The sequence below is a fragment of the Variovorax sp. YR216 genome (assembly GCF_900107745.1).
In the GTDB taxonomy this organism is placed as follows: domain Bacteria; phylum Pseudomonadota; class Gammaproteobacteria; order Burkholderiales; family Burkholderiaceae_C; genus Variovorax.
Genome location: NZ_FNRO01000020.1, coordinates 1 through 23,430, shown reverse-complemented (window position 1 = coordinate 23,430; position 23,430 = coordinate 1). Strand labels below are relative to the sequence as shown.

The 23,430-nt window shown below is 64.3% G+C and carries 12 protein-coding genes and 3 pseudogenes; 6 read left to right on the top strand and 9 right to left on the bottom strand.

The window, feature by feature from the left end; genetic code table 11:
• Positions 1-163 precede the first annotated feature (163 nt).
• A pseudogene (locus BLW05_RS36905) lies at positions 164-704 on the bottom strand (DUF4158 domain-containing protein); the annotation flags it as partial.
• Positions 705-910: 206 nt separating this feature from the next.
• Between BLW05_RS36905 and BLW05_RS30350 the strand changes: the two are divergent.
• Complete coding sequence (locus BLW05_RS30350) at positions 911-1,204, top strand: hypothetical protein (RefSeq protein WP_093167698.1); 294 nt, start codon at positions 911-913, stop codon at positions 1,202-1,204.
• A gap of 24 nt (positions 1,205-1,228) precedes the next feature.
• Here the strand turns inward: BLW05_RS30350 and BLW05_RS30345 are convergent, their stop codons facing one another.
• A complete protein-coding gene (locus tag BLW05_RS30345) occupies positions 1,229-4,828 on the bottom strand; it encodes a DUF4062 domain-containing protein (RefSeq protein WP_177142868.1) in 3,600 nt (1,199 codons plus the stop codon).
• Between the two features lie 121 nt (positions 4,829-4,949).
• Between BLW05_RS30345 and BLW05_RS30340 the strand changes: the two genes are divergently transcribed.
• Complete coding sequence (locus tag BLW05_RS30340) at positions 4,950-6,035, top strand: IS630 family transposase (protein ID WP_093167856.1); 1,086 nt, start codon at positions 4,950-4,952, stop codon at positions 6,033-6,035.
• A 565-nt stretch (positions 6,036-6,600) separates the two neighbouring features.
• Here the strand turns inward: BLW05_RS30340 and BLW05_RS35650 are convergent.
• Positions 6,601-6,855, bottom strand: a complete 255-nt coding sequence (locus BLW05_RS35650) for a DUF4158 domain-containing protein (RefSeq protein ID WP_143044966.1) — start codon at positions 6,853-6,855, stop codon at positions 6,601-6,603.
• Positions 6,856-7,087: 232 nt separating this feature from the next.
• Between BLW05_RS35650 and BLW05_RS30335 the strand changes: the two genes are divergently transcribed.
• Together BLW05_RS30335 and BLW05_RS30330 are read left to right on the top strand one after the other, a co-directional pair.
• Positions 7,088-7,897 (top strand): hypothetical protein, encoded by an 810-nt coding sequence (locus tag BLW05_RS30335; RefSeq protein ID WP_093167694.1) that lies wholly within the window; start codon positions 7,088-7,090, stop codon positions 7,895-7,897.
• 27 nt (positions 7,898-7,924) lie between these two features.
• Positions 7,925-10,195: a glycoside hydrolase family protein gene (locus tag BLW05_RS30330; RefSeq protein WP_093167692.1), complete on the top strand. Its 2,271-nt coding sequence runs from the start codon at positions 7,925-7,927 to the stop codon at positions 10,193-10,195.
• A gap of 153 nt (positions 10,196-10,348) precedes the next feature.
• Here the strand turns inward: BLW05_RS30330 and BLW05_RS30325 are convergent.
• The 6 genes and pseudogenes from BLW05_RS30325 to BLW05_RS30300 form a co-directional block, all read right to left on the bottom strand.
• Positions 10,349-13,260: pseudogene (locus BLW05_RS30325) on the bottom strand (Tn3 family transposase).
• Between the two features lie 474 nt (positions 13,261-13,734).
• On the bottom strand, positions 13,735-17,712 hold the full coding sequence (locus BLW05_RS30320; RefSeq protein ID WP_093167690.1) for an NACHT and WD repeat domain-containing protein: 3,978 nt from the start codon (positions 17,710-17,712) through the stop codon (positions 13,735-13,737).
• Positions 17,709-18,749: a toll/interleukin-1 receptor domain-containing protein gene (locus BLW05_RS30315; RefSeq protein WP_093167688.1), complete on the bottom strand. Its 1,041-nt coding sequence runs from the start codon at positions 18,747-18,749 to the stop codon at positions 17,709-17,711. Before BLW05_RS30315 ends, BLW05_RS30320 begins: the two co-directional genes overlap by 4 nt.
• Positions 18,750-18,826: 77 nt before the next feature.
• Entirely contained in the window at positions 18,827-18,997 is a 171-nt protein-coding gene (locus BLW05_RS36900) for a Mu transposase C-terminal domain-containing protein (protein WP_177142867.1), read from the bottom strand.
• A 256-nt stretch (positions 18,998-19,253) separates the two neighbouring features.
• Positions 19,254-19,427: pseudogene (locus BLW05_RS36895) on the bottom strand (ISKra4 family transposase); the annotation flags it as partial.
• A 918-nt stretch (positions 19,428-20,345) separates the two neighbouring features.
• A complete protein-coding gene (locus BLW05_RS30300; RefSeq protein WP_143044964.1) occupies positions 20,346-20,909 on the bottom strand; it encodes a WD40 repeat domain-containing protein in 564 nt (187 codons plus the stop codon).
• 207 nt (positions 20,910-21,116) lie between these two features.
• Here BLW05_RS30300 and BLW05_RS30295 point away from each other — a divergent pair, with 207 nt between their 5' ends.
• Positions 21,117-22,628 (top strand): eCIS core domain-containing protein, encoded by a 1,512-nt coding sequence (locus BLW05_RS30295; RefSeq protein ID WP_093167680.1) that lies wholly within the window; start codon positions 21,117-21,119, stop codon positions 22,626-22,628.
• Between the two features lie 341 nt (positions 22,629-22,969).
• On the top strand, positions 22,970-23,430 hold a 461-nt coding region (locus BLW05_RS30290; RefSeq protein ID WP_143044977.1), incomplete at its 3' end, for an IS5 family transposase.

Below are 23,430 nucleotides of genomic sequence, written 5' to 3'. Positions count from 1 at the left end.
TGAAGCCAATTGATCCGTTCGAGCACCTCGCTGATCTGGCGCGTCGAATGCCGAGTCGGCGCCGCCCACAGCCAGCTTTGATGGGTCACGCCGGTGGCATGTGGCTGGGCGATCTTCCGGCTCCATTGCTCCAGCGCGTCAGGTGGCACCTCGCTACGAATGGATGCCGCCGTCTCGGCTTCGAAACGGGCGAGGGCGGTGGCAATCAAGCCGCGGATGGCCCGGTCGTGGACGATCGACAGTCGATGCTCGTACAACCAGCGCCGCGCAAAGACCAGCAGTTGTTCTCGGTCCGCGCACCGCGCGACCTCGTCACTCATCAATCGCACCAGCGCGCGGCGCTGATGCTCGGTCATCCACCGAAATCCCAAGGCCTCACAGGCTACCCGCTGGTGGTCGAACAAAGTGCGGCCACGTCCGTATAGGGCGCGCAGCGACGCGATGTCGGGCGCATCGACACCCAGCTCATTGCCCAGGTGGCGCCACAGCGCTGGGGGAACGATCCGAAAGGCATCGAGCACGCGGCCGGTCATGCGCAGGAATCCGATGTGCAGCGCCAGGCCGAGCTTGTGAGATTCGCCGCGGCGCGTAGCGATCAGTTCGCGTTCCGCGCGGCTGAAACTGAAGAACACCTGCAGTTCGAAGCCGCTGATGTCGCGCGGGAGTTCGCGCATGCCCAGGTATGTTGTCTGCCAGCCTTGCATCGCGCGCCTCCGTCCGTGGGGCAGGGGACGATACGCCGCTGAGAAGTGAACAGCAACCTCAAGAAAATCAATGGCTTACGGCTCCACCCCCGCGCCATTGCTGGCCTTGCGAACCGTCACTCATTGCACTGAAAACGAGTGGACCCCCAAGTGGACGTTTGCCGGCTTTGAGTCGCAAACTGGCCAACCCAAAAGGTTCCCTCCCGATGCCCACACTACTGGCCCAAGCCCGCGCCGACGAACTCCAGCGTCACCTGGCTCGACTCACCGGACATGAGCAGGCGCGGGTGCGCCCCTACGGCAAGCACCTGCTGATCCAAATGCACCGCGGCGACGATGTCGACACGGTGGCTCGCCTGACGGAGCTCGCTCGCAATCGATACACCGCTGCGTTCCGTAGTCATACGGGGCGCTGGGAGCCCTTGCCTATCAACGGCGACCTCGCGCAAGCGGCCGATTCCGTCGCGACGCTGCTGGCACCGTTCCTGACTGCTGAATAGACAATCTATTTAGGGGATCTCGTACTAGCTGCGCAAGCGGTCCATCAGTTCGCTTGCACTTCGCCGAATCGCAGCGTCCGCGTCGTCGTGCACAATCTGGTCAAGAAGAGCGACGAGTCCTTCGCGGTGTGTGTACCGTAGGAGGGTCTCGAAGTCGCGGTCGACCAACATTTGCAAAATGCCGATGGCACCTCGACGAACGGCCACGCTCTCACTTCGCAGTCGTGAACGAAGGAAGAAGTCAATGCTCGCCAGATGCCAAGACGAGTTGAGCATCCTCTCGAGCGCTTCCTGCGCCGCCGCCCGTGCATCAGGGTCTGCCTCTTTCAACGACCGGTCATAGATAAAGAATAATGAGTCCTCGTCCATGAACGGCCACTGCAGCGTGAGAAGCCACAGCACGGCGGAGCGACATTCCGCTGACGGGTCGGCAATTGCGCGCTCCCTGACGAACTCCATAACTGCCGGATCATCGTGCCAAGTCACAGCTATTGCGCGTAATGCAGCAACGCGGAGGTCGACGATCGACGCAGTCGTCGCAACCTCTCGGAGCATTGGTAGCGTCTCGGGATAGTCACGCCATCCTGTGACCAGAGCAGAGAACGCCCCACGACGCGCAGTGTCGTTCTGCTCAGCAGTTGTCCGAGAGATAACGAAGGGCAAGGCGACGGTACTCCCTCGCCAGCCGCTGGCAATGGCCATTAGGGCGTCGGAACGCACCTGCTCATCTGCATCGTTGACCGCAACGTCTTGCAGGTACGAGAGGGCGTCGGCGCGTTCGTTCCAGCCAGCTGCGACGGACTTGGCAAGGGCGCTGCGTACCTGCACTTCTCGTGAACGTTTGGCTTGGCTGATAACGAACTCAAACGCCTCGGGGTCTCCTTTCCAACCGCTCGCGAGCGCGTCGCCTGCGGCAATGAGCGCCTCGGCGCTTGCCGAGTCGCGATCCCGCTCGCTCTCGCTTGCCATCTCAAGCAGCAATTCGCGGGCCCTCGGGTGAGCAGCCCACGTCGACGCTAGGAAACGGATGTATCGGACGACATGCCGTCGATTGCGATCCCGCCACGCACGGTCAGCCAAGACGTCAAGGATTGCAGGCTCCGCGCGCCAGGTTCGTTGAAGTGCGGCGAGCGACGCGTGCCGGACCTCCGCCTGACGATCGGAGCGCACGACGTCGACAAGGTGCTTGCCAATTTCACCTCTTCCAGGCCATTCGCGTTCCAAAGCGGCAATCGCGCCGCGCCGCACCGTGTCCGTCTTGTCGGTCAGGGCGTTGAGCGCATACGCGTACCTCTCCTTTCGCGAGCGCAGAGCGAATCCCATCTGCCACGCAACTACTCGCGCTGACAGGCTCTTGGTGGCGAGGCGCTCGATCGCCGCGTTGACCGCCACAGTCGGGCCAACTGCCGGCGCCAACGCCGCAAAGCCGAGCAAGCCGATGTTCGTAAACGTCTTCCTCGATGCCAGCACATGGTCGGCTATGGCGCTGGCCAAGTCGCCTAGAAGCTGCTGCGCGTACGCCGAGTCTTGAATGCTTCCCACCTCGCCAAGGCAGCGAGCCGCGAACGCAAGTCTGAACGGGACGGCCGAATTTCCTCGCCGAACTGAATCAATGATTTCATAAATGGGTGTGCCCTGATCCTGAAGCATCGCGATCAGGAGCAGAAGTACCTCCTCCCACTTGCTATCGCGCCAGTGCGCTCCGAAAACTTCCTTCGTGATCCATTTGAAGTCCGACTTACGGGCATTGAACTGTGATTGACAGTGGCATGCGGCGAAGTACTCCATAAACGTGCGGTGGACGAACCCGAAGACCCGCTCGCCGATTCCAGCGAGCACGTATGTGTGCTCCATCAGGTGTTTGAGAATCTCAACTGCGATGGCTTCGGCCTCACCCGGCGAGCGTTTGTACTTGTCCTCAAGATAGCTGGCAACCAGCTGAAGCAGCGACGTGTAGGCGATGGCGTTGATCTGTTTGTCAGGCTGTGCGTTCTTTAGCATGAACATTGACACGCGCTGGAGGATCTCCGATTTCTGTGCGGTCCGGATTAGCACGGTGAGCTTGAAATCCTCGATCGCAATTCCCTTGCCGAGCTCCCAATCCTCGAGCATCGTTTCAGCGCACCGTTGGTATAGCCGCCAGCGCTCGTGGGGTAAGTCGCGATCCTTGTAAACGACCGCCATCATGGTCAGCAACAGAGGGTTCCCCGCGAGGTCGAGCATTCGCGGGCTTTCGACGATGCGCTGAACGAGCCCCTGCGCGGTGCGATCAGTACCAGCCAGGGTGTAGTGTCGATACCAGTTGACTGCGAAGCGGCGGATCTGGGAGAGCGTCAGCGGCAGCAAGGTGTAGTGCTGGAAGCCGGCCGTCCCGAGTGCCGTCGGCTCATAGCCAGCAATGCGGGAGGTGACGACGATACGAGCCTGAGGATACCGTCGAGCGAACGTTTGGAATTGCGTGATCACTCGCTTGCGATCGATCGGGTCGAAAACCTCGTCGAGCCCATCGAAGAAGACCAGGCTGCGTTCCGGTTCCTCGAGGATCGCGCTCACCCCGTTGACGTCGACAGGTGTATCGTATGTGGTTGCGAGGTTGTGCGCGATGTATGTGAGAAAGTCCGATTGCTTTTGAAGCGTGAAGTTGCGCAGGTCGATCAGAAAGGGGATCTGGTTATCGCTCAGATGCATCGGAAGTCGGCTCGACTCCCCAGCCGCTTGGCAGACTCGCAGCATGACATAGTGCAGGATGCTACTCTTTCCACTGCCGGGGCCGCCGAGTATGACCTGCGCGGGCTCGCGGCCGACGATATCGACGATATATTCCGGGTTTGAGGCGAGCAGAACATTTTCCTCGCCCGAGACAGTGACATCATCAGTAGCTTCGATCGCTAGATCGGATGGAGCGTCGTTGGCCGATTCAGACCGGTCTCCATAGATTGCCTCTTGATACCTTCGCACATCATCAGGAACGTCGGTGCCGGATGCTCCGGCAGCCACCAATTGGGGTTCGAAGATGTCAATCAGCGGAATTCGTATCGGACCGCGGTCCTTGCTAATGCCGGCGATCACCTGCATGCGGACCCATTGGTGGACATCTGCAACAGTCCGGCGGTAGGTCTCCCAGTCGGCCTGCGACCGAAGGGAGCCACCGGCATCGCCTTTCTGCCACTTCACTAAGCCTTCATTCACCTTGCGCGTTAGTTCGTCCTCGGTGGTGAAGAAGTTGACGGTGTGGCGCCTCTGTAGCCGCTCGCGAAACGCCTCGATTGATTCGGCCGCCGAGCCTTTGTCCTGCTTGTTCCTCGGCCAGGGTGCCTCCTCAGACAGCAGGAAAATCAAGCAGGGTACGCCCACCTCGCATGCTTTGGAGTACTCGAGCTCCGTAATGGACAAACGTGAGTCGTTGTTCTCCTCGGGGATGAAGCCGTATCGAAATGCAAATATGCCCACGTAAACATCACAGCCGCCAACGTCCTGGAGGCAACGCTCCAGAGGGCGCGTGTCCTCGGCGACGTAGTACTCCATCGCCACATCCTCATGCCCCAGACGATGGATCGACTCACCGACTTCTCTTCGGTAGCTCTCGAGGTCAGCGAACGTTGATGAGATGTATACGCGCGACATAACCGAGTTCCTCACATGTATAGACTGCATTCCATGTTGCACGTGCCGCAGACTAGTGCAGTGCGCTCAAAATAGTGGAACTTAATAGATGCGGCACACTCCGACCTCGACGGAGGTCGTCATGCGCATTGCCCCAAGGATCGAACTGGATGCCGTTGCTCACCGTGAGTTGACAGCCTTGGCGCGGCGAGGCCGCGTCGAGGCCCGTGTGCAGCAAAGGGCCAAGATCGTGTTGCTGGCCGCTCAGGGCTGGCAGAACAAGGAGATCGCCGTGGAGGTCGATCTGGATCGGCGCCAGGTGGCCATGTGGCGCCAGCGCTTCATCGAAGGCGGGGTGCAGGCCCTGATGCATGATGCGCCCCGCCCCGGGCGTACCCCCAGCGTGACCACCGCCGAGTTTGAATCGAGCATCGTGGACAAGACGCTTCACGAAAAGCCCATCGCCGCCACGCACTGGAGCACGCGCACGCTGGCCGCGCAGCTCGGGGTCGGGCCGACAACCATTCGCCGCGTATGGAAGCGCAATGGCCTGAAGCCGCACCGGCAGACGACGTTCAAGCTCTCGCGCGACCCGCGCTTCGAGGACAAGCTGCTGGACGTCGTGGGGCTGTATTTGAACCCGCCCGAGCGCGCCCTGGTTCTGAGCTGTGACGAAAAGAGTCAGATCCAGGCGCTCAACCGCACCCAGCCGGGCCTGCCGATGAAGCAAGGCCGCGCCGGCACCGTCACCCACGACTACAAGCGCCACGGCACGACCACGCTGTTTGCCGCCTTGAACACCCTGGACGGCACCGTGATCTCGATGTGCCAGCCGCAACACCGCCACGCGGAGTGGCTGCAGTTCCTGCGCCTGATCCAGCGCAAGACGCCCAAGCACCTGCAGTTGCACCTGATCGTGGACAACTACGGCACCCACACGCACCCGGAGGTTCAAGCCTGGCTGGCCAAGCACCCGCGCTTCGTCATGCACTTCACGCCCACGAGCGCGTCCTGGCTGAACATGGTCGAGCGCTTCTTCCGCGACATCTCGGAGAACCGCATCCGGCGCGACAGCTTCACCAGCGTGCCCGAACTGGAGTTGGCGATCGATCTCTATGTCGAGCATCACAATGCCAATCCCGAACCCTTCATCTGGACCGCCCGCGCCAGCGACATCCTGGCCAAGGTCACGCGAGCAAAGGCAGCACTCGCACGGGCCAAACGATAAGTACATATCTGAGTGGCGCACTACACTAGATGGCTACGTTCGTGGGGACCATGGGTCTGCGCGCATGCGCAGAAAGCCATAGAGCTGGAAGTCACTTATGTTCTTCATGTCGGTAGTGACGTGCTGCTATTACCATCGGCATAGACCACGAGATTGCGCACTCTTATAATTGGCGACCCCGGTGAGTTCATATGCTCGCTCGCCGTCAGACCTCTTTGAATGGCGCGGCGGAATATTCAGTCATGACAGGATGCACGTCAAGCATTGATGCGGTGGGCATCGACCGGGCAATGAGGTTTTGAGCGCACCCCCCCGAGCGAGGATGCTTCGGATCGTCTCTATCTTCATCGGCGCCATCCGATCAGGGTCCGGCGAACCAACCCCCGGACGGGGGGCGAGCCAAAGGATGTTCGAGCGGCGCGCCGGTCAACTTCTGATCGTTGCAACAGCGGACCCTTGACGATCAATGCCAATCCGCCAGGGCATTTTGCTGCTTGCATGTCACTCCTCCCCTTGATGAGCCGCGGGATTTCGTCGATGGCCGACGGCATGGGCCGCGGCGCTCCTAAGCGACTCGAACGCCACTGGGGCCCGCGATGAAGCATCGACGCAGAAGAACTTGCGGCTCTTGAATGCAAAGCGCATCGACCAGTTGGATTTCATCACCACGCTCAAGATCTCGACGACCGAGGTATGTCTTGATCCAAAGCTGATGCTTGAAAAGTGTCCGGCTGCGTTTGTAGATCGAGCGCAGCGTCGCAATCGACGGCGCGGAGATGCCCAGCAACTCAGCGGTGTGCCGCAAGAGGTTGCGCGGCAAGACGTTGAGCCGTCGAGCGGTCTTCCGGGTCCGGCGCCGAAGTCGATCTTCGGCCACCTCGGCCGGGGCTTACCGGGCCGTCTCCATGTCGTCTATATCGCATCGATACCGTCAAGTCATCCTCGCGCTTGTGGATGTGCACCGTCCACGGGATCCGGACAGTTCACATAGTGAGGATGCATTGCAGACGAAAGGGCGAATTCGCTCGACCCGGAGTACACGGGACCAGGATATGACGGACTTTGTTCACTATCTGCATCGCAAAGTCCTTTTACCCGGGCGGGCAGATCTCGCGAGCGCACGCCTTCGCGATGAGACGCCGTCTCGGCAAAGTTTCTTCGTCCCGGACCGTCATGTCATCCCGAAGGATTCGGTTTCGGAAACAATCACGTCAGGTGACACGGTTTGGATGATCTCGCAGCTGTCCATGACCTCGACGGGCGGTACGCAGTGGTTGCCCGTTTCGGTGGATGCCAAGATCATCGTCGGTGCGCCGCCGCAGCCGGGAGCCGAAGGCCTTGTGATCGCACCGGGCCGTGGCTCCTGCTGGCTCCACCTGGCTGACTTCACGGTCGTTCTCTTTGAGCTCTTCAGCCGTCCGAAACGAGGGTGCCCAACGAAGCTGGCAGCTGAGCCCGGGGAGGCGATTGGGCGGCACTTCCAAGGGGTGCGCAAGCTTGTCGACGGCGGCCCTCTGCACGCGTGGGCCGGCCGAGTCGAGGCGAGCGGCGCAGACTTCGTGTCCTACCGGCAAGTTGATGGCACGCAACTGGCATTCGCATTCGTCTCGAAGCTGCTCGCTCAAGGCCGAGTCCTGTTCTGGGATCATTGGAGCCTGCCTCGGCGCCTAACTGAGCGCCGGGAGCAAGTGCCGGATGCGCCGCTCGATGACGCCCTGCTGGACGCGCTCCGTTCTGCCCGCTGCGTCTGGGGCATCCAGTCGCCGCGATACTTCGAACCGGGCAGCTATTCGGCCAAGGAAGCCGAGACCGCCCGATCGCTCGGGAACTATCGAAACGCCGCCGAAGACGGTCCAAGCTGATCTCTCAGCGACGCCTCGCGCCCGTCTATGGCGATCCAGCACCACGCGTTCATCTCCTACAGCCACGCAGCCGACGCGCGGCTGGCACCGGCATTCCAGCGCGGCATTGAGCGCCTCGCGAAGCCGCTGTTGCGCCTGCGCGCGCTCAACATCTTCCGCGACCAGACGAGCCTCACCGCCAGCCCGGCGCTGTGGCCGGGCATCGTCGCCCACCTATCGGTGTCCGAGTGGTTCTTGCTATTCGCCTGCCCCGAGTCCGCGGCGTCGCGCTGGTGCACGCGCGAGGTGCAATGGTGGCTCGATAACCGGACGACCGAACGCCTGCTGGTCGTGCTCACCGGCGGCGAGATCGTCTGGGACATCGAACGCGGCGACTTCGACTGGGCCCGCACGACCGCCCTCGCGCCCGCGCTCACGGGTTGCTTCGCCGACGAGCCGCTCTTCGTCGACTTGCGGTGGGCGCGACAGGCGGAGTCGCTCGGGCCCGAGCAGGCCGCCTTCCGCGACGCGCTCGTGGCCATCGCGGCGCCGCTGCGCGGAATGCGACGCGACGAGCTCGACGGGGCCGACCTGCGCCAGTTGCGGCGCAATCGCTTGTACGTGCGGTCCGGCGTCGCGTCGATCACGCTGGCGGCCGCGATTGCGGCGTGGCAGGCGTTCGTCGCGCGCGAGCAGCGGACCATCGCCGAGCACGAACGCGACGACGCACAGACGCAGCGCGTGCGGGCCGAAGAGGGCGAGCAGGCGGCGACCGTCGAGCGCGACCACGCGCTGCAAGCGCAGGCCGAGGCCGACGAGCAGCGGGGCATCGCGACGGAGAGGCAGCACGAGGCGGAAGTGCAGACCGGCATCGCGGTCAAACAGCGCCGGCGCGCCGAAGACGCGCTGGCAGCCACCGAGCGCGAGCTGCTGCGCGCCCAGGGTGCCGAGCTGAGAGCGATGGTGAAGCGAGTCGAGGACCTGATCGCGAAGGCCGGCGCGCGCGGCGCGAACGTCGGCGAGCTCGAGCGCGAGCACGAGCAGCTGCAGGCGCGCCTGGCGGACACGACGCGGCGCCTTCAAGCGCGGCTTGCCGAGAAGATGGGCTTTCGCGGCGACCTCGCGTGGATCGCGCGCTGGGAAGGGTCGACGGGAGGCGTCAAGTTGATCGGCGGCGACGTCACGATTGACCCGCAGACGAGCCTGATGACGACCGACGCGGCAACGCTGCGGCAGCGCTACGAGTTCCTGCTAACGCCGACCGAGATGGACGCGGTCGCCTCGTTGGCCGGCAAGCGCGGCGACGAGGCGCGCAGCGCGTTCGAGGCGCGGCGTGCCGTGCTCGACCGCATCCGCCTCGAGCCGGCCGAAGTCGCGCGTCTTGTGCCCGAAGCCACCGAGCCGTGGTGGCAAACCCTGCTGAAGCGCTACCCGACGCTGAACGAGCCCACGACGCCGGCTTCGGTGCACACGGCGGTGCTATCGCTGGCGTTCAACGTCGGCCCGGGAGGTTCGCGCTGGCAGCCGGTGGCCGAAGCCATCGCGGCGCGTGACTGGCGCCGCGTCGCGGACCGGATCGAGAACTTCCGCATCCCGAGCTTCAATGACGCCGTCATACAGCAAGCGATCAAGCGGCGCCGCAGCGCCGAAGCCGACCTGATTCGCAACGAACTCGGCGGCGCACCGGCGCCAACCCGGGCAATGATCGCGCCCGCCGTTGAACCCGCGCCGCCTGCCGGGGATCTCGGTGCCGAGCCACCATCACCGGCATCCACACCGGCCGCTCCGGTGCCCGCCCCGCCGCGTGAAGTCGTCGCCGCGGCGCCCGCGCCAGTCGAATTCGCCGTCGTCAACCCGACTGATCAGGGCCTCGACCTGATCGCGCACTACGAAGGCTTCACCCCGACCCTGCTCGAACTCGGCCCCTTTTCGATCATCGGCTACTCGCACAACGTGACGGACGCGGAGCGGAAGGCGGGCGAGATCCGGGTCGGCAATGCCGTGATCCAGCTCACACAGCCGATCGGTGAGGACCAGGCCCGCGTGCTGCTCACAGCCGACCTGCAGCGCGTCTATCGCTTCATCGCTTCGCGCATCAGCGTACCGCTCACGCCCAATCAGCGCGATGCCCTCGCGTCGTACCTGTTCAACGTGGGCAACCGCGGCCTGAGCCCGCAGATGGTGACCGAACTCAACGCCGGGAACTATGGGATCGTGCCCGAGCTTCTGCGGGGACGGGGCCTCGGGTCGACGCCTACGGCCGGCCTCTGGGGGTCGCGTCGTGCGGCCGAGGCCGAACTCTGGTCGCGGCAGGATTAGGGGTCGATTTGATTTCAGTGCAAGAAGTGACGCTTCGACCGACGAGCATTGGTTCGGGTTTCGAGCTGCTGGCGCTCGCAAGTGCTTGTCATTGCGAGAGTTTCTGCTACCCCTCGCTCGCCACTACCGAGTGGCGCCATTCTGAGGTCGATTTCAGCCACTGGCCCTTGTTTTGCCTGCACTTTGTGACGGTGGTAGCTGCGCGGCGTAGCGCTCGACGGGGAAGCTGAACACGCCTCTCAGATTGATGCCCTCAAGGCGCGTGGGCGCGATGCGCCCCATCAATTCCGGCGGCACAATCTGGCGCCGGTTGGCCCAGCGGTCTACCACCGCCTGCATCTGTGCCGTATTCCACGCCATCGCGATGTTGGCCAGCAGGCTCAACGCGTCCGCTACGGCCTGCATCTCGTCAGTGCGCCGGGCCTGCGCCGGCGTGACGCGGCCGACATAGATCGCGCGCTTGAGCGCGTTGACCGACTCGCCTCGGTTGAGCACCCGACGCAACTCGCGCCGGAAGGCGGCGTTGACAAAGTAGTCGGCCAGAAACACCGTCCTGAGCAGCTTGCCCAGTTGCACGCCGGCGTCATAGATCGGGTCTCCTCGCGCTGCCGAGCCGAATCTTGCCAACGCGGTCACTGCGCTGGCATGGCCCAGCATCACCGAGGCGGCCAAGTGAACCAGACTGTCCCAATGAGCTTCAATGAGCGTGGTGTCCACACTGGCCTGACACACGGCGGCAATCTCGCGCGGAACCTTCGTGCCCCGCGGGACGAAGAGATGCCGTTGCTTGAGTTCCCTGAGCCTTGGACACAGGTCGAAGCCCAGAAGTCGGGACAGAGCCATCGCGAAGTCGGTGAAGCCGTGCGTGTCGACAGCGAGCTGAGACGTCTCGATCCGTTCCTGTCGAATGACCCCTTCGATGGCGGCGCCCGCCTGCCGCTCATTGAGCACGATCGGCTGCGCGTGGAAGATTCCCCATCGGTCCTGCACGTGGCTGTACACGCCGATGGAAGCCACCTGGCGCCGCGGATCCTGGCGTGCCTGCCACACGCGCCGACTGGTCTCCAGGCTCATCATGTCCGAGGATGCCAGGTCGGTTCGGCCCCAGGTCGCCGCGATGGGGTGGCCCTGCATGAACTCCAGGACCGCCTGGCAGGCCCGTGCCAGTCGACGCTCGTCGCCGGCCCAGCGCATGGCCTGGCGGATGCTGGTGGCCGACAACTGCGGGATCATGCGCGCGCACTCGGCCGCCGTGAGGCTGGTGCCGTGCGCGAGGATGCCGGCATAGGTCATCAGCAGTTCCTGCCCCGTTCTCGGCTCGCGCCCGAGCATGATCCAGCTGAATCGCACCTGGGCGTCCACGGCCAGGATGACCTCGGGCAACTGCGCTTCACCGATGCGCTGGTCGAGCTGGCTGCGCAACCTCGTGACTTGGGGGTCATCTTCGTCCGCCGGCAACGACGCCAGATGCAGTTCGTCATCGACGCGCAGATCGCCAGAACGCGCGGCGGCCGCGACCGCGTCGATGCCAATGAGCATGCGAGCAAGGAGCGGTACGAGGAACTCGCTGGCTTTAGCCGGCAGCTGCAACCTGGCGTAGTGCCTCGGCGCTTCGACTTGCCAACGCTCCTCGGGCAGGAACAGCCGCTCGCGACCTCGGAAGCTCAGTGAGTGAGCTATCCACACCGAACCATTGCGCACCGCCCGGCGCAGAGCGAGCAGGGTGGCGACCTCCAGCGCCCTGAAGGCGCGTTCGCGGTCGGCGTCGGCGATGGCTGCACGCCAGGCGGCTCCCAGTCGTGGGGCCGTGACTTCGCTGGGAAGCCGCTTGATGCCAGCGGCGTACCCGGCTCGGAGCTTGTTCAGCGCATCGAGTGCCGGGTGCTCGCCGGTGGCCTGCCATGGCAGTCGGCTCACGCCGGCCAGCAGCGAACGCACTGGCGCGATGGCATCGATCAGGCGTTGTCGGATGACCGACGCCCGACTCGGCGGGCGCTGAGCGCACTTGGCAGCGACGATTTCGCGAAGGCGTGAGCGCAGTTCGGTATCTGGCACGGCGTCATGGCCTGCGAGCTCGGAGAGCTCCAGCAGCAGCTCCTGGTACTGCCGAGCCCAATCCACGGACGCGACACCGTCGGCACAGTGGCGCCACAGGTCGGCCACGCGACGCTGGAACATGAAGATGATCTGGTCGGTCGCCGTGAGCAGGCAGTAGCGCAGGAAGCAGCTGAGCTCCAGCGTGCGGGCCGGCTCCTTGATCCTGGCACTGACCGATGGGGGCCGCCCGGCCATGCGCCGGGCGTAGCGGCGCACCAGCACATCGTTGAGATCCCCCAGAGATGTCGATCGATGCCGAGGTCAGTCAGGAACGCGATCCTTTCCAGGACCTCGGTGATCTGGCGCGCCGAGTGCCTTGCCGGTGCGCTCCACAGCCAACTCTGGCAGTGCTCGCCGTCTGCACGCGGCGTGTTCAGTGCCGATATCCAGCGCCTGCGAGTCTCGGCAAGCACCGTTGTCATGATGGACTGGCCAGTCGATGCTTCGAGTTCAACCAGGGCGGCCGCCACCATGGCGCGGATGACTCGGTCGTGCACGATGAGCAGGCGATGCTCGCGGAGCCACTGCTTGGCAAGGACCAGGAGCCGCTCGCGGTCCGAGCAATGTGCGACTTCGTCCCGCAGGACCCGTACCAATGCTCGGCGCTGGTGCTCGGTCATCCACTTGAAGCCCAGGCATTCGCAGGCTTGGTGCTGGTGATCGAACAGGGTGCGTCCGCGGGCGTACAGCGCGCGCAGAGACACCAGATCCGGGGCGGCGATGTCCAGCTCCCGGCTAAGGTGGTGAAGAAGTGCAGGGGGCACGATCCGCACGCTGTTCAGCGGCCGACCGGTCATGCGGGCGAAGCCGATGTGCAGCGCCAAGCCCAGCTTGAGGCTGTCGCTGCGCCTTCGCCCGATCAAGTCGAGCTCTGTGCGGCTGAAGCTGAAGAACGTCTGCAGCTCGAACTCGCTGAGCTCGCCCGGCATGTCGCGCAGCCCCAGGTAGGACGTCTGCCAGCTTTGCATCGCCGCGCTCCTTCGCTGTTCAGGGGGCCGCAGACGATACGCCGCAAAGAAGTGAACAGCAATGCTCGCGAAATCAACGACTTAGCAAACCGACCCCGCGCCGTTGCTGGAGATGCGAACCGTCAGTTTTGACACCGAAATCAAATCGACCCCGTACCCTGATGAAAGACGCGCGCGGGGGCCTCATTCCATTTTCGAGGACGGTGGTCGCCGTCTCCGATGCTCTCTCAGGCACACCCGGCGCAGGTCCAACCTTGCTTCATCACTGCGAGCCGTCAAGCGGCGGAGTCGGGATTTTCGATAAGCCCATTGCGCTGCTCTAGACACCGCGTTGTTCGCCCAGGAGCAAGCTCAATCGCCGGCTGAAGCCTTCAAGGGCCCCGTCGACAGGCATCGAGGAGGCGACAGCACCAGCCTACGCAATTCGTCAAGGACGGATCGACGCGCAACGCGCGCGCTATGCAGCGGCCGAAATCAGCGTGCGCGCCAGAGTCCGACAGTTGCCGCACCGCCCCACAGGTCCCGCCAGCCGATTTGTCGTGCTTTGTCAATGTCGTCCATTTCCTCCTTCGACATCGGCGCCAGGCTGGTGACCCTGTCACTCCACTGCGCAGGGCCGCCCTCGCACAACGCGCAGCGTTCGAGGCGCACCGTGCCGTCGTCGCTGGCGCTCAGCAGTTGCTCACCGTCGGGGCTGAATTCCACGGAGTTGATGCCCTCCTGATGGCGTCGCATCGACACCCAGCGCTCGGCGCTGCGGCCTCGCGGATCGAATTTCCAGATGTCGATGCGACCATCGCCACGGCCGGTGGCGATGCGTTCGCCTCCCGGATCGAACGCGGCCGAGTACAGCGATGACGTGGACCCGGCCAGCACGATCGGATCCGACTCGGGCGCGGCCAGCGACCACACGCGCGCCGTTCGATCGGCGCCGGCGCTGACCACCCAGGTGCTGTCCCTGCTGAAAGCGATTGTGCGGATCGGACCCTTGTGGCCATTTGGCCCGGCCCAGACGTGGAGCGGCTTATTACCGGATTTCGCGCGCGACCACACCTCAAGCCTGTCGTTGTTGATGGCCACCACCCACCGCCCGTCCGGGCTGATCTGCGCAAACATGCGCTGGAGGTCGGGCGAACCAAAACGGGCCAGCGGCGTGGCGTCGTCGTCGCGCAGCGCGGCGCTGGGCCACAACGTGATCTCGCCGTGCTCATCTACCGCCAGCAACTCGTCGCAACCGGCGCAGAACGACGCGAATGTCATCGGCTTGAGCCATGCGGGCGCAACAGTCTTGCCGCTGCTCGCGTCCCAGATCACGGCCCGGATTGGAATCTCCGATCGCTGCGAAGAAAGGCGTCCGGCAATCCAGCGCCCATCGTGGCTCCAACTCGTGCTGTCACGGATGCAATCGTTCGACCCGCATTCGAGCGGCGCCAGTGGCAGGGCCTTGGACTCGGTAGTCGACGCCCGCGGCACCGGGATGAGCATCGCGCCCTTTTCCCCGACCACCACGACCTGCCTGCCGTCGGGCGAGAAGTTGGCCCCCAGTAGCCAATCGTCGCCTGCCATCAACAGCCGCGGCACGGCCACGCGCCAGATCGAGACCTGGCCGCCGCTGGTCAGTGTCAGCACGCGGCTGCCATCGGGCGAGAGGAACAGCGCGCGCGCCACGGCATCGCTCTGGCCGCTGAGCACCGCGAACGGCAGGCCCGTGCGCGTGACCCACAAGCGCGCCGTGCCATCCCTGCTGGCAGTGACAACCACCGGCGCGCCAACGGCGGCATCGGCGTCGGTGATGAAGTCCTCGTGGCCCTTCAGGATCCGAGGCGTCTCGCTTGTCCACAGCATCGCCTCCTTTCCGTCGTAGGTAAGCACATAGGGGCTGCCGCCAATCGGCGAAAGAATGCGCGCCGCCGACACACTGCGTCGCGCCGGCAGCAACCAGGTTTGAAGCGCCTGTTTGTCGTCCCTCTTGCCACCGGGCTTGGCGGCGCCGCGAGCAGCATTTTTTTCGAAACGATGCGGCGGATGGTCGGCTGGCTCGGTATCGAGCATCCACACCCTGGCTGTCCCGTCTTCGCTGGCGCTCACCAGCAACTTGCTGCTTTTGGGATGAAAATCGAGCGCAGTGATGCCGGCATGATGCTGCAGCGGAGAATCGTGCTTGCCGTTGCCGCTTTGTCCCAGCCAAGCGCGACCGCCAGGGTCAACCGCGGCCTCTAGCCGCCATAGGTTCACGAAGCCATCGGCGTCCCCACTGGCCAGAAAGCGGCCGTCCCAGGAAAACCGCAGCGCAGTGATGCTGACCGCGGATCCGCCGCGGTGGCTGAAGGCGTGGCTCTGATGGACGCCAGTGGAGTCGGCCTGGGAGACCAGCACCTCGCCCTTGTAGCACCCGAGCGCCCATTGGGCGCCGACTGGCGAGACACCCAGCTTGAAGACGGAGTTGCCCTCACCGGAGCAGGTCTGCACCTGCACCGCACCGCCGTCCACCGCCTGCGCCTGCACCTGGGAGTCGTCGGTCAAGGTCAGTAGCGTCCTGTTGTCTCCCGTCAAACGGGCCTCGAGGATTTGATGCGAACGCTCGAAGGGCTTGGCGAGCGGCGCGAGCGTCGTGCTGTCGACGACGCTGACCGACATTCCGGCAATCAGCAGCAGCCGGCTGCGGTCGGGGCTGAGCATGACATCGGTGATGCGTGTCGTATCGGGCAGCCCGCGCTCGATGTGCGCGATGTCGAGCCCCGCAAGCGTGTCGCGCAGCACCGAATGCGCGTTTTCGTTGTTGCCATCGAGCTGCCATGCAGCCAACGCCAGATGCGCGGCACGCACGGGGTAGTGCTCACGCTCGACCAGTGACTGGCTGGCCAGCTCCCGCGATCTCGCTCGTCGCGCCAGGTCGACGCCAGCCAGCCCGATCAGCAGCGACACCACCGTCACGCCCGCAGCCATCGCCATGCGCACCTGCACGCGCCGACGCCGCTGGATCTGGGCCGCCGCGAGCAGTTGCTTCTGGTGCTCGCGTTCGGCCAGGCTTTGACCCAGATAGTCCTGCACCGCCTGCCACGCGGCCTCGCCTTGCGCGGCGCCGACGTATAGGCCGGCCCAGGCCGCGGTCGGCTGCTGCGTCTCGCGCCATTCCAGCGCCTCATCCAGACTGCGCTCCTGCAGCAGCGCGCCGCCCTTGTCACGGTGCTCCACCGCCATGTCGAACAGGTGGTTGATGCGCTTGCCAGCGTCGGCTTCGGCGCCGAGCCAGCCTTGCAGGCAATCCCACAAGCGGATCAGGCTCTCGTGTGCGATGTCGATGGTCGGGTTGAGGGCCAGCGGCGCACCGGTCATCAGGAAGCTGGTGTCCCGCCGACGAAAACGTTCGACCACCTTTTCCACGTCCGCTACCGGCGCGCCCACGACCGCGCGAAGCCGTTCGAAAGGTAGCGGCCGGCGTTCGCTGCCACGCGAACTGCGCGTCGGGTCGCCGCTATCGACGATGCGCACGGTCAGCGCGCGAAAGACCTTTTCGATCACCGCTTCCAGCCCGGGGAGCTCGCGGCATGCTTCGGCGCCGTGGATCGACAACGCATTGGCGGCGGTACCCACGGCGGTGTAGTCGACGAGATCGATGGCCTCGGCACGGTCGGGCGTGGTCGCCCAATGATCCCAGCTGCGCGCCAGCACGTGTTGCAGCACGGGCAGTTCATCATACTGGTCCGACACATCATTGAGCAGGCGCTGCACCAGCCGGGCGGCGATCTTGCGCCCGCGCAGAGTTTCCACAGGCCCGACGATGGCCTCGGTGCGCTGGGCGCGGGTCATGCGCGGCACCAGATACTGACCGCGACTGATGGCCTCGGGCAGTCCGCGGTGGATGGGGCAAGAGCCCAGTGCGTCGGTGCGCATCGTGATCACCACGTTGACCGGTGACTCGCGATCCTGCGCGGCGTTGAGCAGCAGGCCGACGAAAGCGCTGGCCTCGTCAGGGTCGAGCTCGAAGCGAAAGACCTCCTCGAACTGGTCGATCACGACCAGCAGCCTTTGCCCCGGCATCAGCCTAGCCATTCGCACGGATTCGATCAGCCCGTGGCCACCCAGTTGCAGCCACCCCAGCATGCGCGCCTCGATGTCGCCCTCGACGGCCTCGGGGTACAGTGCAGCCTTCAGCGCGGTGGCTAGCGCAGCCAACGGCCGGTCCCCCGGCCGCAGGACAGCGCTCAACCAGCGCGGGTGGCCCGCCTCGTCTCGCATGCGGCTGAGGCGGTCGATCAGGCCCGCGCGCACCAGCGACGACTTGCCGCAGCCCGACTCGCCGGTGACGGCAAGCAGCGTGACCTCCGTCAAGCGGGCGGCCAACTCGTCGATCTGACGGCCGCGGCCGAAGAAGCGGTCGCCCTCGCCGATGTCGAAAGGGCGCAGCCCGGAGAAGGGGTTCGCGGCGCGCAGCCCGTCGTCACCATTCACGGCTTGCTTTCGCTGGCATGTCGGGCGAGGTCAGACGCCAGCCCGCATTCGGCCAGTAGCTCGTCGAGGTCTTCCTTGAACCTCTTGTAGCTGTCGCCCTGGATGAACTGTAGGCCGAGATTTGGCAGTTCATTGGTGACCCACGCAGTCAGACCGTCCGGGTCAGGCTGTCCCGGCGGAGCAGACGGGATCCACACCAGTGGCATCGGCCGCGCCTTGGTCTGCATCATGCTCACGGCCATCTCGAGTTGCCGCCGCACCTTGCGCTCGTCCTCGGCGTCCAGGCCCGGGGGCACGACGTGCACGCACAGCTCGGCGCGATCGAGGTCGGTGTTGATGTTCGCTTCCAGGCTGGGCAGATTCCAGCGGTAGGGCCTGGCCGGCAGCACGACCAAGTCATCACGCTGCAGCAGTTCGCGGCGCACGATCTGGCGCCGTTCGTGTTCGGGGAAGCCGGTTTCGGCCAGGAAGATCGCTGGCATTTGCGCGCTGATGGCGCCTGCCAGGTCGCGCAGCCTTTCGCGCAGGATCAGTGCCAGTTCGCCGACTGCGGCGTAGAACCCGCCGCGCGGGTCTTCAGCCAGGCTTTCGTGGTACTCGCGCCCCGTCACGGGGTCGCAGAAATTGACGGCCTGGAAGGGTTCGAAATCGTCAGGCGGCACGTCGAACCTGTGGCGCAGCACGGGGATGACGACTCCGCGCGTCGCCCCGGCGGCGGCACCCATGCGGCGACCGACATAAAGGTCGAACTCATGGGCGCATACCGGCGAATCAAAGTACGTTTCCGTGACCACGGCCAGGAAGATGGCCGCCGACGACAGCGCCTTTTCGATCTCTTCGCGCCATTCGTCGCCGGCGCGCAGGTCAAGCCTGTCACGCCAGATGTCCACGTTATTGAGGCGAGCGACCAGTTCCGTGCGCAGGCACTCGTGCAGCTTCTCGAGCCACTCGTCCGGCTTACGGATATGCCGGTAACTCAGAAAGATGTCGTGTTCGAATTTCGGCAGGAACGCCTTCGAACGCTGGCTTGGCTCCATCGATCGGTCCTCGGTCGGGGTCGCAGAGGTCTGATCATTGTCCGTTGCGTGTTTCGTCCGAACAAGTCGGCGGACCACTATCGCTCCATCGACTTGGGGATGCGAGCCGCTCGAGGAGGGCGCCACGATCGGTAGCGGACCAACACTCGCTTTCGGTCCACTCGCCAGGCAGCAAAGATCGGATGCCAATAGCGGATATGGAAGATCGTCAGGCCGTCGGCCTGAATGATTCGATGCGTCAGCGGCATGAATTGGACCAGCCAGTTCCGCGCCTGCTCTGCTCCCGTGGATAGTTGCCTCGGGCTCGATACCTCTGACATTGCTTTCCACGCTCTGGCGGGCGTCGCACTCGTCAGGCCTCGGTAGCGACCACTTCGCAACGATGCACGAGCAGAGAGTGGGCCAAAGTGGGGGCTACGCTGCCCTTCTGAACAGTTCTTCGTCCCATTGAGAGTTTCGACCAGGCTTCGGCGCGCGGAGCGGAATTGGCATTGCCCGCGGCTTGAGTTCGTCGTTGATTACGTGCACCCTGACCTGCGCCAGCAGGTGAGCGCCTTCGTCGGACCAGCGCATTTGCCGATGCTTGGCCATGCGACTGCTGACAACCTGATTGACCGCGGACTCTGCGGTTGCACTGCTGATCGGCAGTCCTTTGCGATAGCGTCGGCCGTAGTTCACGAGGTAGCTGTCGTTGGACCTGAGGTACCACCAGACCTTGCGCAAGTTCCACTGTAGTGTCGAGTAACGTTCCTCGGCCTCCACTCCGAATGCATCGTGAAGACTCCTGAGGAGCGTCACCGCCTTTGGCGCCTTTCCGTGCCAGACCAGCCACTTGGCTGACGTGATTTCCTTCATGATGGTCTCGCCATTCGGCGCCAGTAGACCCGGGTACTTCAGTGCTGTCTGCTCGATCGCACGAAACTTCATGGCGATATGGAACCAGTCCACGATGCGGCACAACGGCCGCCCCGTGCGCTGGACAGCTTTCTCGAATTCGCCAGCAGCATCGCAGAGGATGGTGACGCGTTCGTGCGCGCCAATGCCGCTCGAGGACAGGAAGCGGCCCAGGCGCGCTGCCGCCGAGGGAACCTGGTTATGCACGTAGGCGTAGACGCGGGATCGGCCATCTTCAAAGCACACCCGGCCCGCACGAGATTGACGTGGCGAGCTTGGCGGCGTGGCGGATCGCAGTGCTTGAGCCATGCCGAATCCACTGCGACCGACGTCGGCGCCGCGTAACCTCGCACAGCGAGCTAGCTCCCCGCGTCGACCATGGCTGATGGAGCCTGCCCGATATCCAATGCCGCGCCGACGGCGCGAACGCGGCGCTTCAGCCCACTGACGGAGATGACGTCGGCAATGGGCAAGACCTCACTCAGCAGCGCCACCGCCTGCGCATAGGGCAAGTGCGCGGCCCACTTGACTTGCAGACTTTGATCTGCATCGCGAGGGCATTCAAGAATTCGTTCTCAGCCACCGAGATGCCCCGCGGATCCGCAATCATGATTCTCATCCGAAGGTTTGTGACCGCACACCCCACCAGTTGAACCGCTCCCAGCCAAGTCTGCTCTATCTCGTGCCCCCTGCGCGCCCAACCTAAGGGCAGGGATCCTCTGGCGATGAAAATGCCTTGCAGGTTGCGTGGTACTTGGCATCGCGCAGGAATTGCCTCCGTTCGCCACAGGTCAGGTTGCGTCCAGCGACGCGACAAGCGTCCTCCAGCATTGTCTGCTGGTCCCAGCTCCGGATCGACACCGACGCGTCGAACTGCAGGATCGCGACTCGTCGACCTGTCGGGCTGATGTCCACGCTTTTCACCCGCCCGCCCAGATCGCTCAATCGGGCGAGCTGCCACCGTTTCCGCAGATCCCACACTTCGCGTCCACCCTTCGCCCTCCCGCTGACCAGCGCATCGCCGCCCTCGATGAACACCAACCGATCGACCTCCCGAGCGACCTCCCAAGGCTCCGAATCGGCTTCCCGATCGAGCTCACGATCTCGATCAACCTTTCGATCAACCTTTTGATCGACCTCCGGATCGACCCCCGCTTCCCGCGGTTCGAACGTGGCCGCGGCCCGTCCATCGGCGATGTCCTGCACGATAGTCAAACCGTCCTTACGGCCCAGCGCAATCTGCTTTCCGTCGGGGCTGAATGCCAAATGCCTGCAGACTGAACGCATTAGGCAGATCAGTGCTGTTCGCCCGCACCATCACTGTGGCTCCTCGAAACGAACGCAATGCGTGCCGGCCGCGCGATACGCTCAGTCGCGGCAAGCACGTTCCGTACCGCGCGCCCATCGTCCAAACGGATGAGTTGCAGGAGTGTCCGCACAGGAGCACGCTCTTTGTTCTCCGCAGGCGTCGCAATGAATCACGCCCCATTGCTCCGGTTAAAGAAGTCGCCTGCGGGCGGCGAGTACCTGCGCCTGCAACGCCAGTGCAAATGTGGCGCAAGCCAATCAACGTTGACTGGCACCTGCGAAGAATGCGCCGGCAAGCAGCTGCAGCCGAGTCTGACCGTTGGCCCAATCGACGATGCCTACGAGCGGGAGGCCGATCGTGTCGCCGATGCAGTGCTGCACGCACCTGCTGGCGGGCACGCGGTGGTAGGGCCGATCCGTCCGCTGGTGCAGCGTAGCGACGCCCACGCGGGAGATCGTGCGGGTGGGGTGCCGGCCAGTGTCCATTCAGTCTTGGCAGGTTCCGGCCAGCCTCTAGGTGCTGAGACACGGGCCTACTTCGAGCCGCGCTTCGGCCATGACTTTTCCCGTGTGCGTGTGCATCACGATTCGGCCGCCGCGGACTCGGCGCGCGCGGTGGATGCGCATGCCTACACGGTCGGCGAACACATCGTGTTCGGCACCGGCCGATATGCACCCGCCGATGCTGCCGGCCGCAAGCTGCTTGCGCACGAACTGACCCACGTTGTACAGCAGCAGGGCGCCGTGTTGCGGCGCGCATCGATCGACCCGCCGGTGACGGGCAGCCTGCGCGGCGAAGAGGAGCCGAAGCCGCCCGGGACGAGGCAGGCGCAGTCCGACGAGGACCAGCCGATGCTGCGGCTGCAACGTGTACCGGCAATCGTCGGGCTTGACGAAGCCGGACCCAAAGCCGACCTGAGCGGCAAGGACGAAGGGCTGAAGCTCGAGAAGATCGGCGAGTGTCTGAAGGGCAAGGGGCCGGATCCGAACGAATGTTCGCCGACCGCCCCGCTGACCTGGGCCGACTTCACCGCGACGCCCGTCGCGTCGAGCCCCTTCGGCGCGGTCACCTCCTCGACGATCAAGAAGAAGGACGTGCCGTCGCAGCAATGCATCGACGAGGTGCTTGGCCGCCCGACCGGCCCCAAGCGAATCTTTCAGGGAGTGTTTGACCCGGGCAAGAGCTGGGTCAAAGCGAAGCACAAGAACGCCACAGACCCGGCCAAGAACGGCAGCAACACATTGGCCCACCAGTGCCGCAACGATTTCGACGCCGCCGCTGCGAAAGGGCAGGTCGGGGTGACCTGGGCCCTCAGAACTGCAGTTGATCCGACCTGCCCGGCCAGCCCGCGGCCGGCAGGCACGCCGGCGACCAAGAAGGCCGAGTGCGATACGACGATTGTTGCCGACAACACCGCACAAGCAGTCGCCGAATCTGCGCGGTTGCTCAACCACGAGCAGTTCCATTTCAACCTCAGCTGCACGCTCGCAAAGAAGGCGAACGCGCTGCTGTGGCGTGGCGGCGACTTTGCCGCGATCGATGCGACGATCGTGACCACTCTGAACGCGGCCCAGGCGCTGTACGACGGCGAGTCCAACCATGGCTGCATTGGGGCCGTCCAGTCAAAATGGCAAACCGAGATCACCGCCGGTCTGCCGAGCATGAAGTTGCCCTGACGCGTGCCTTGCGGGGTTTCCCGCCGGCTCGGATGCCGGGTGCTGCCCATATTCAAAGGCGGCGCATTCTTCAAGATTCGCCAAGGTCTGATAGAGGAGCGAAACCGTGGCGATGTCGCAAATGGGTCGCGACTGCCGCGGCATTTAAGCGTTGTGCCGCTTCGACTTCGCCGTGCTTGACGAGTGCGTAAATTAGCTCGGAAAGCATGGACTCGCGCAAGTAGTCCGATCGCGAGTCGAATGGGCTACCCGGCGCAGGCCTAGGGAGATGCTGATCAATAGGTCGCCGCGGGCACGGCCCGTGCATGCGTGAAGACATCGCAAGTCACAGCACCACCGAGATGAACCAACGCAGCTTTGCCAGCGCCGAGTACGCGATGAAGAAGAAGCGCACGCGGCGCGAGAATTTCTTGGCTGACATGGAGCGCGTCGTGCCGTGGTCTCGTCTGATTGCCGTGATCGAGCCGCTGTACCCCACTCGCGGGCGCGTCGGCCGACAGCCGATCGGCGTTCCCCGGATGCTGCGCATGTACTGCCTCCAGCAGTGGTACGGCCTGGCCGACGAGGCGCTGGAGGACGCGCTGTACGACAGTCAGGCGCTGCGCGATTTCGTGGGCAGCGACCTGTCGCGGGAGTCGGTGCCCGACGCCACTACGCTGCTGAAGTTCAGGCGCCTGCTGCTGGCCAACGATCTCACCAAGGCCCTGTTCGAGGAGATCAACGCCCATCTTGCCGAGCAAGGGCTTCTGATGCGCGCGGGCACCATCGTGGACGCGACCATCATCGCGGCGCCCAGTTCGAC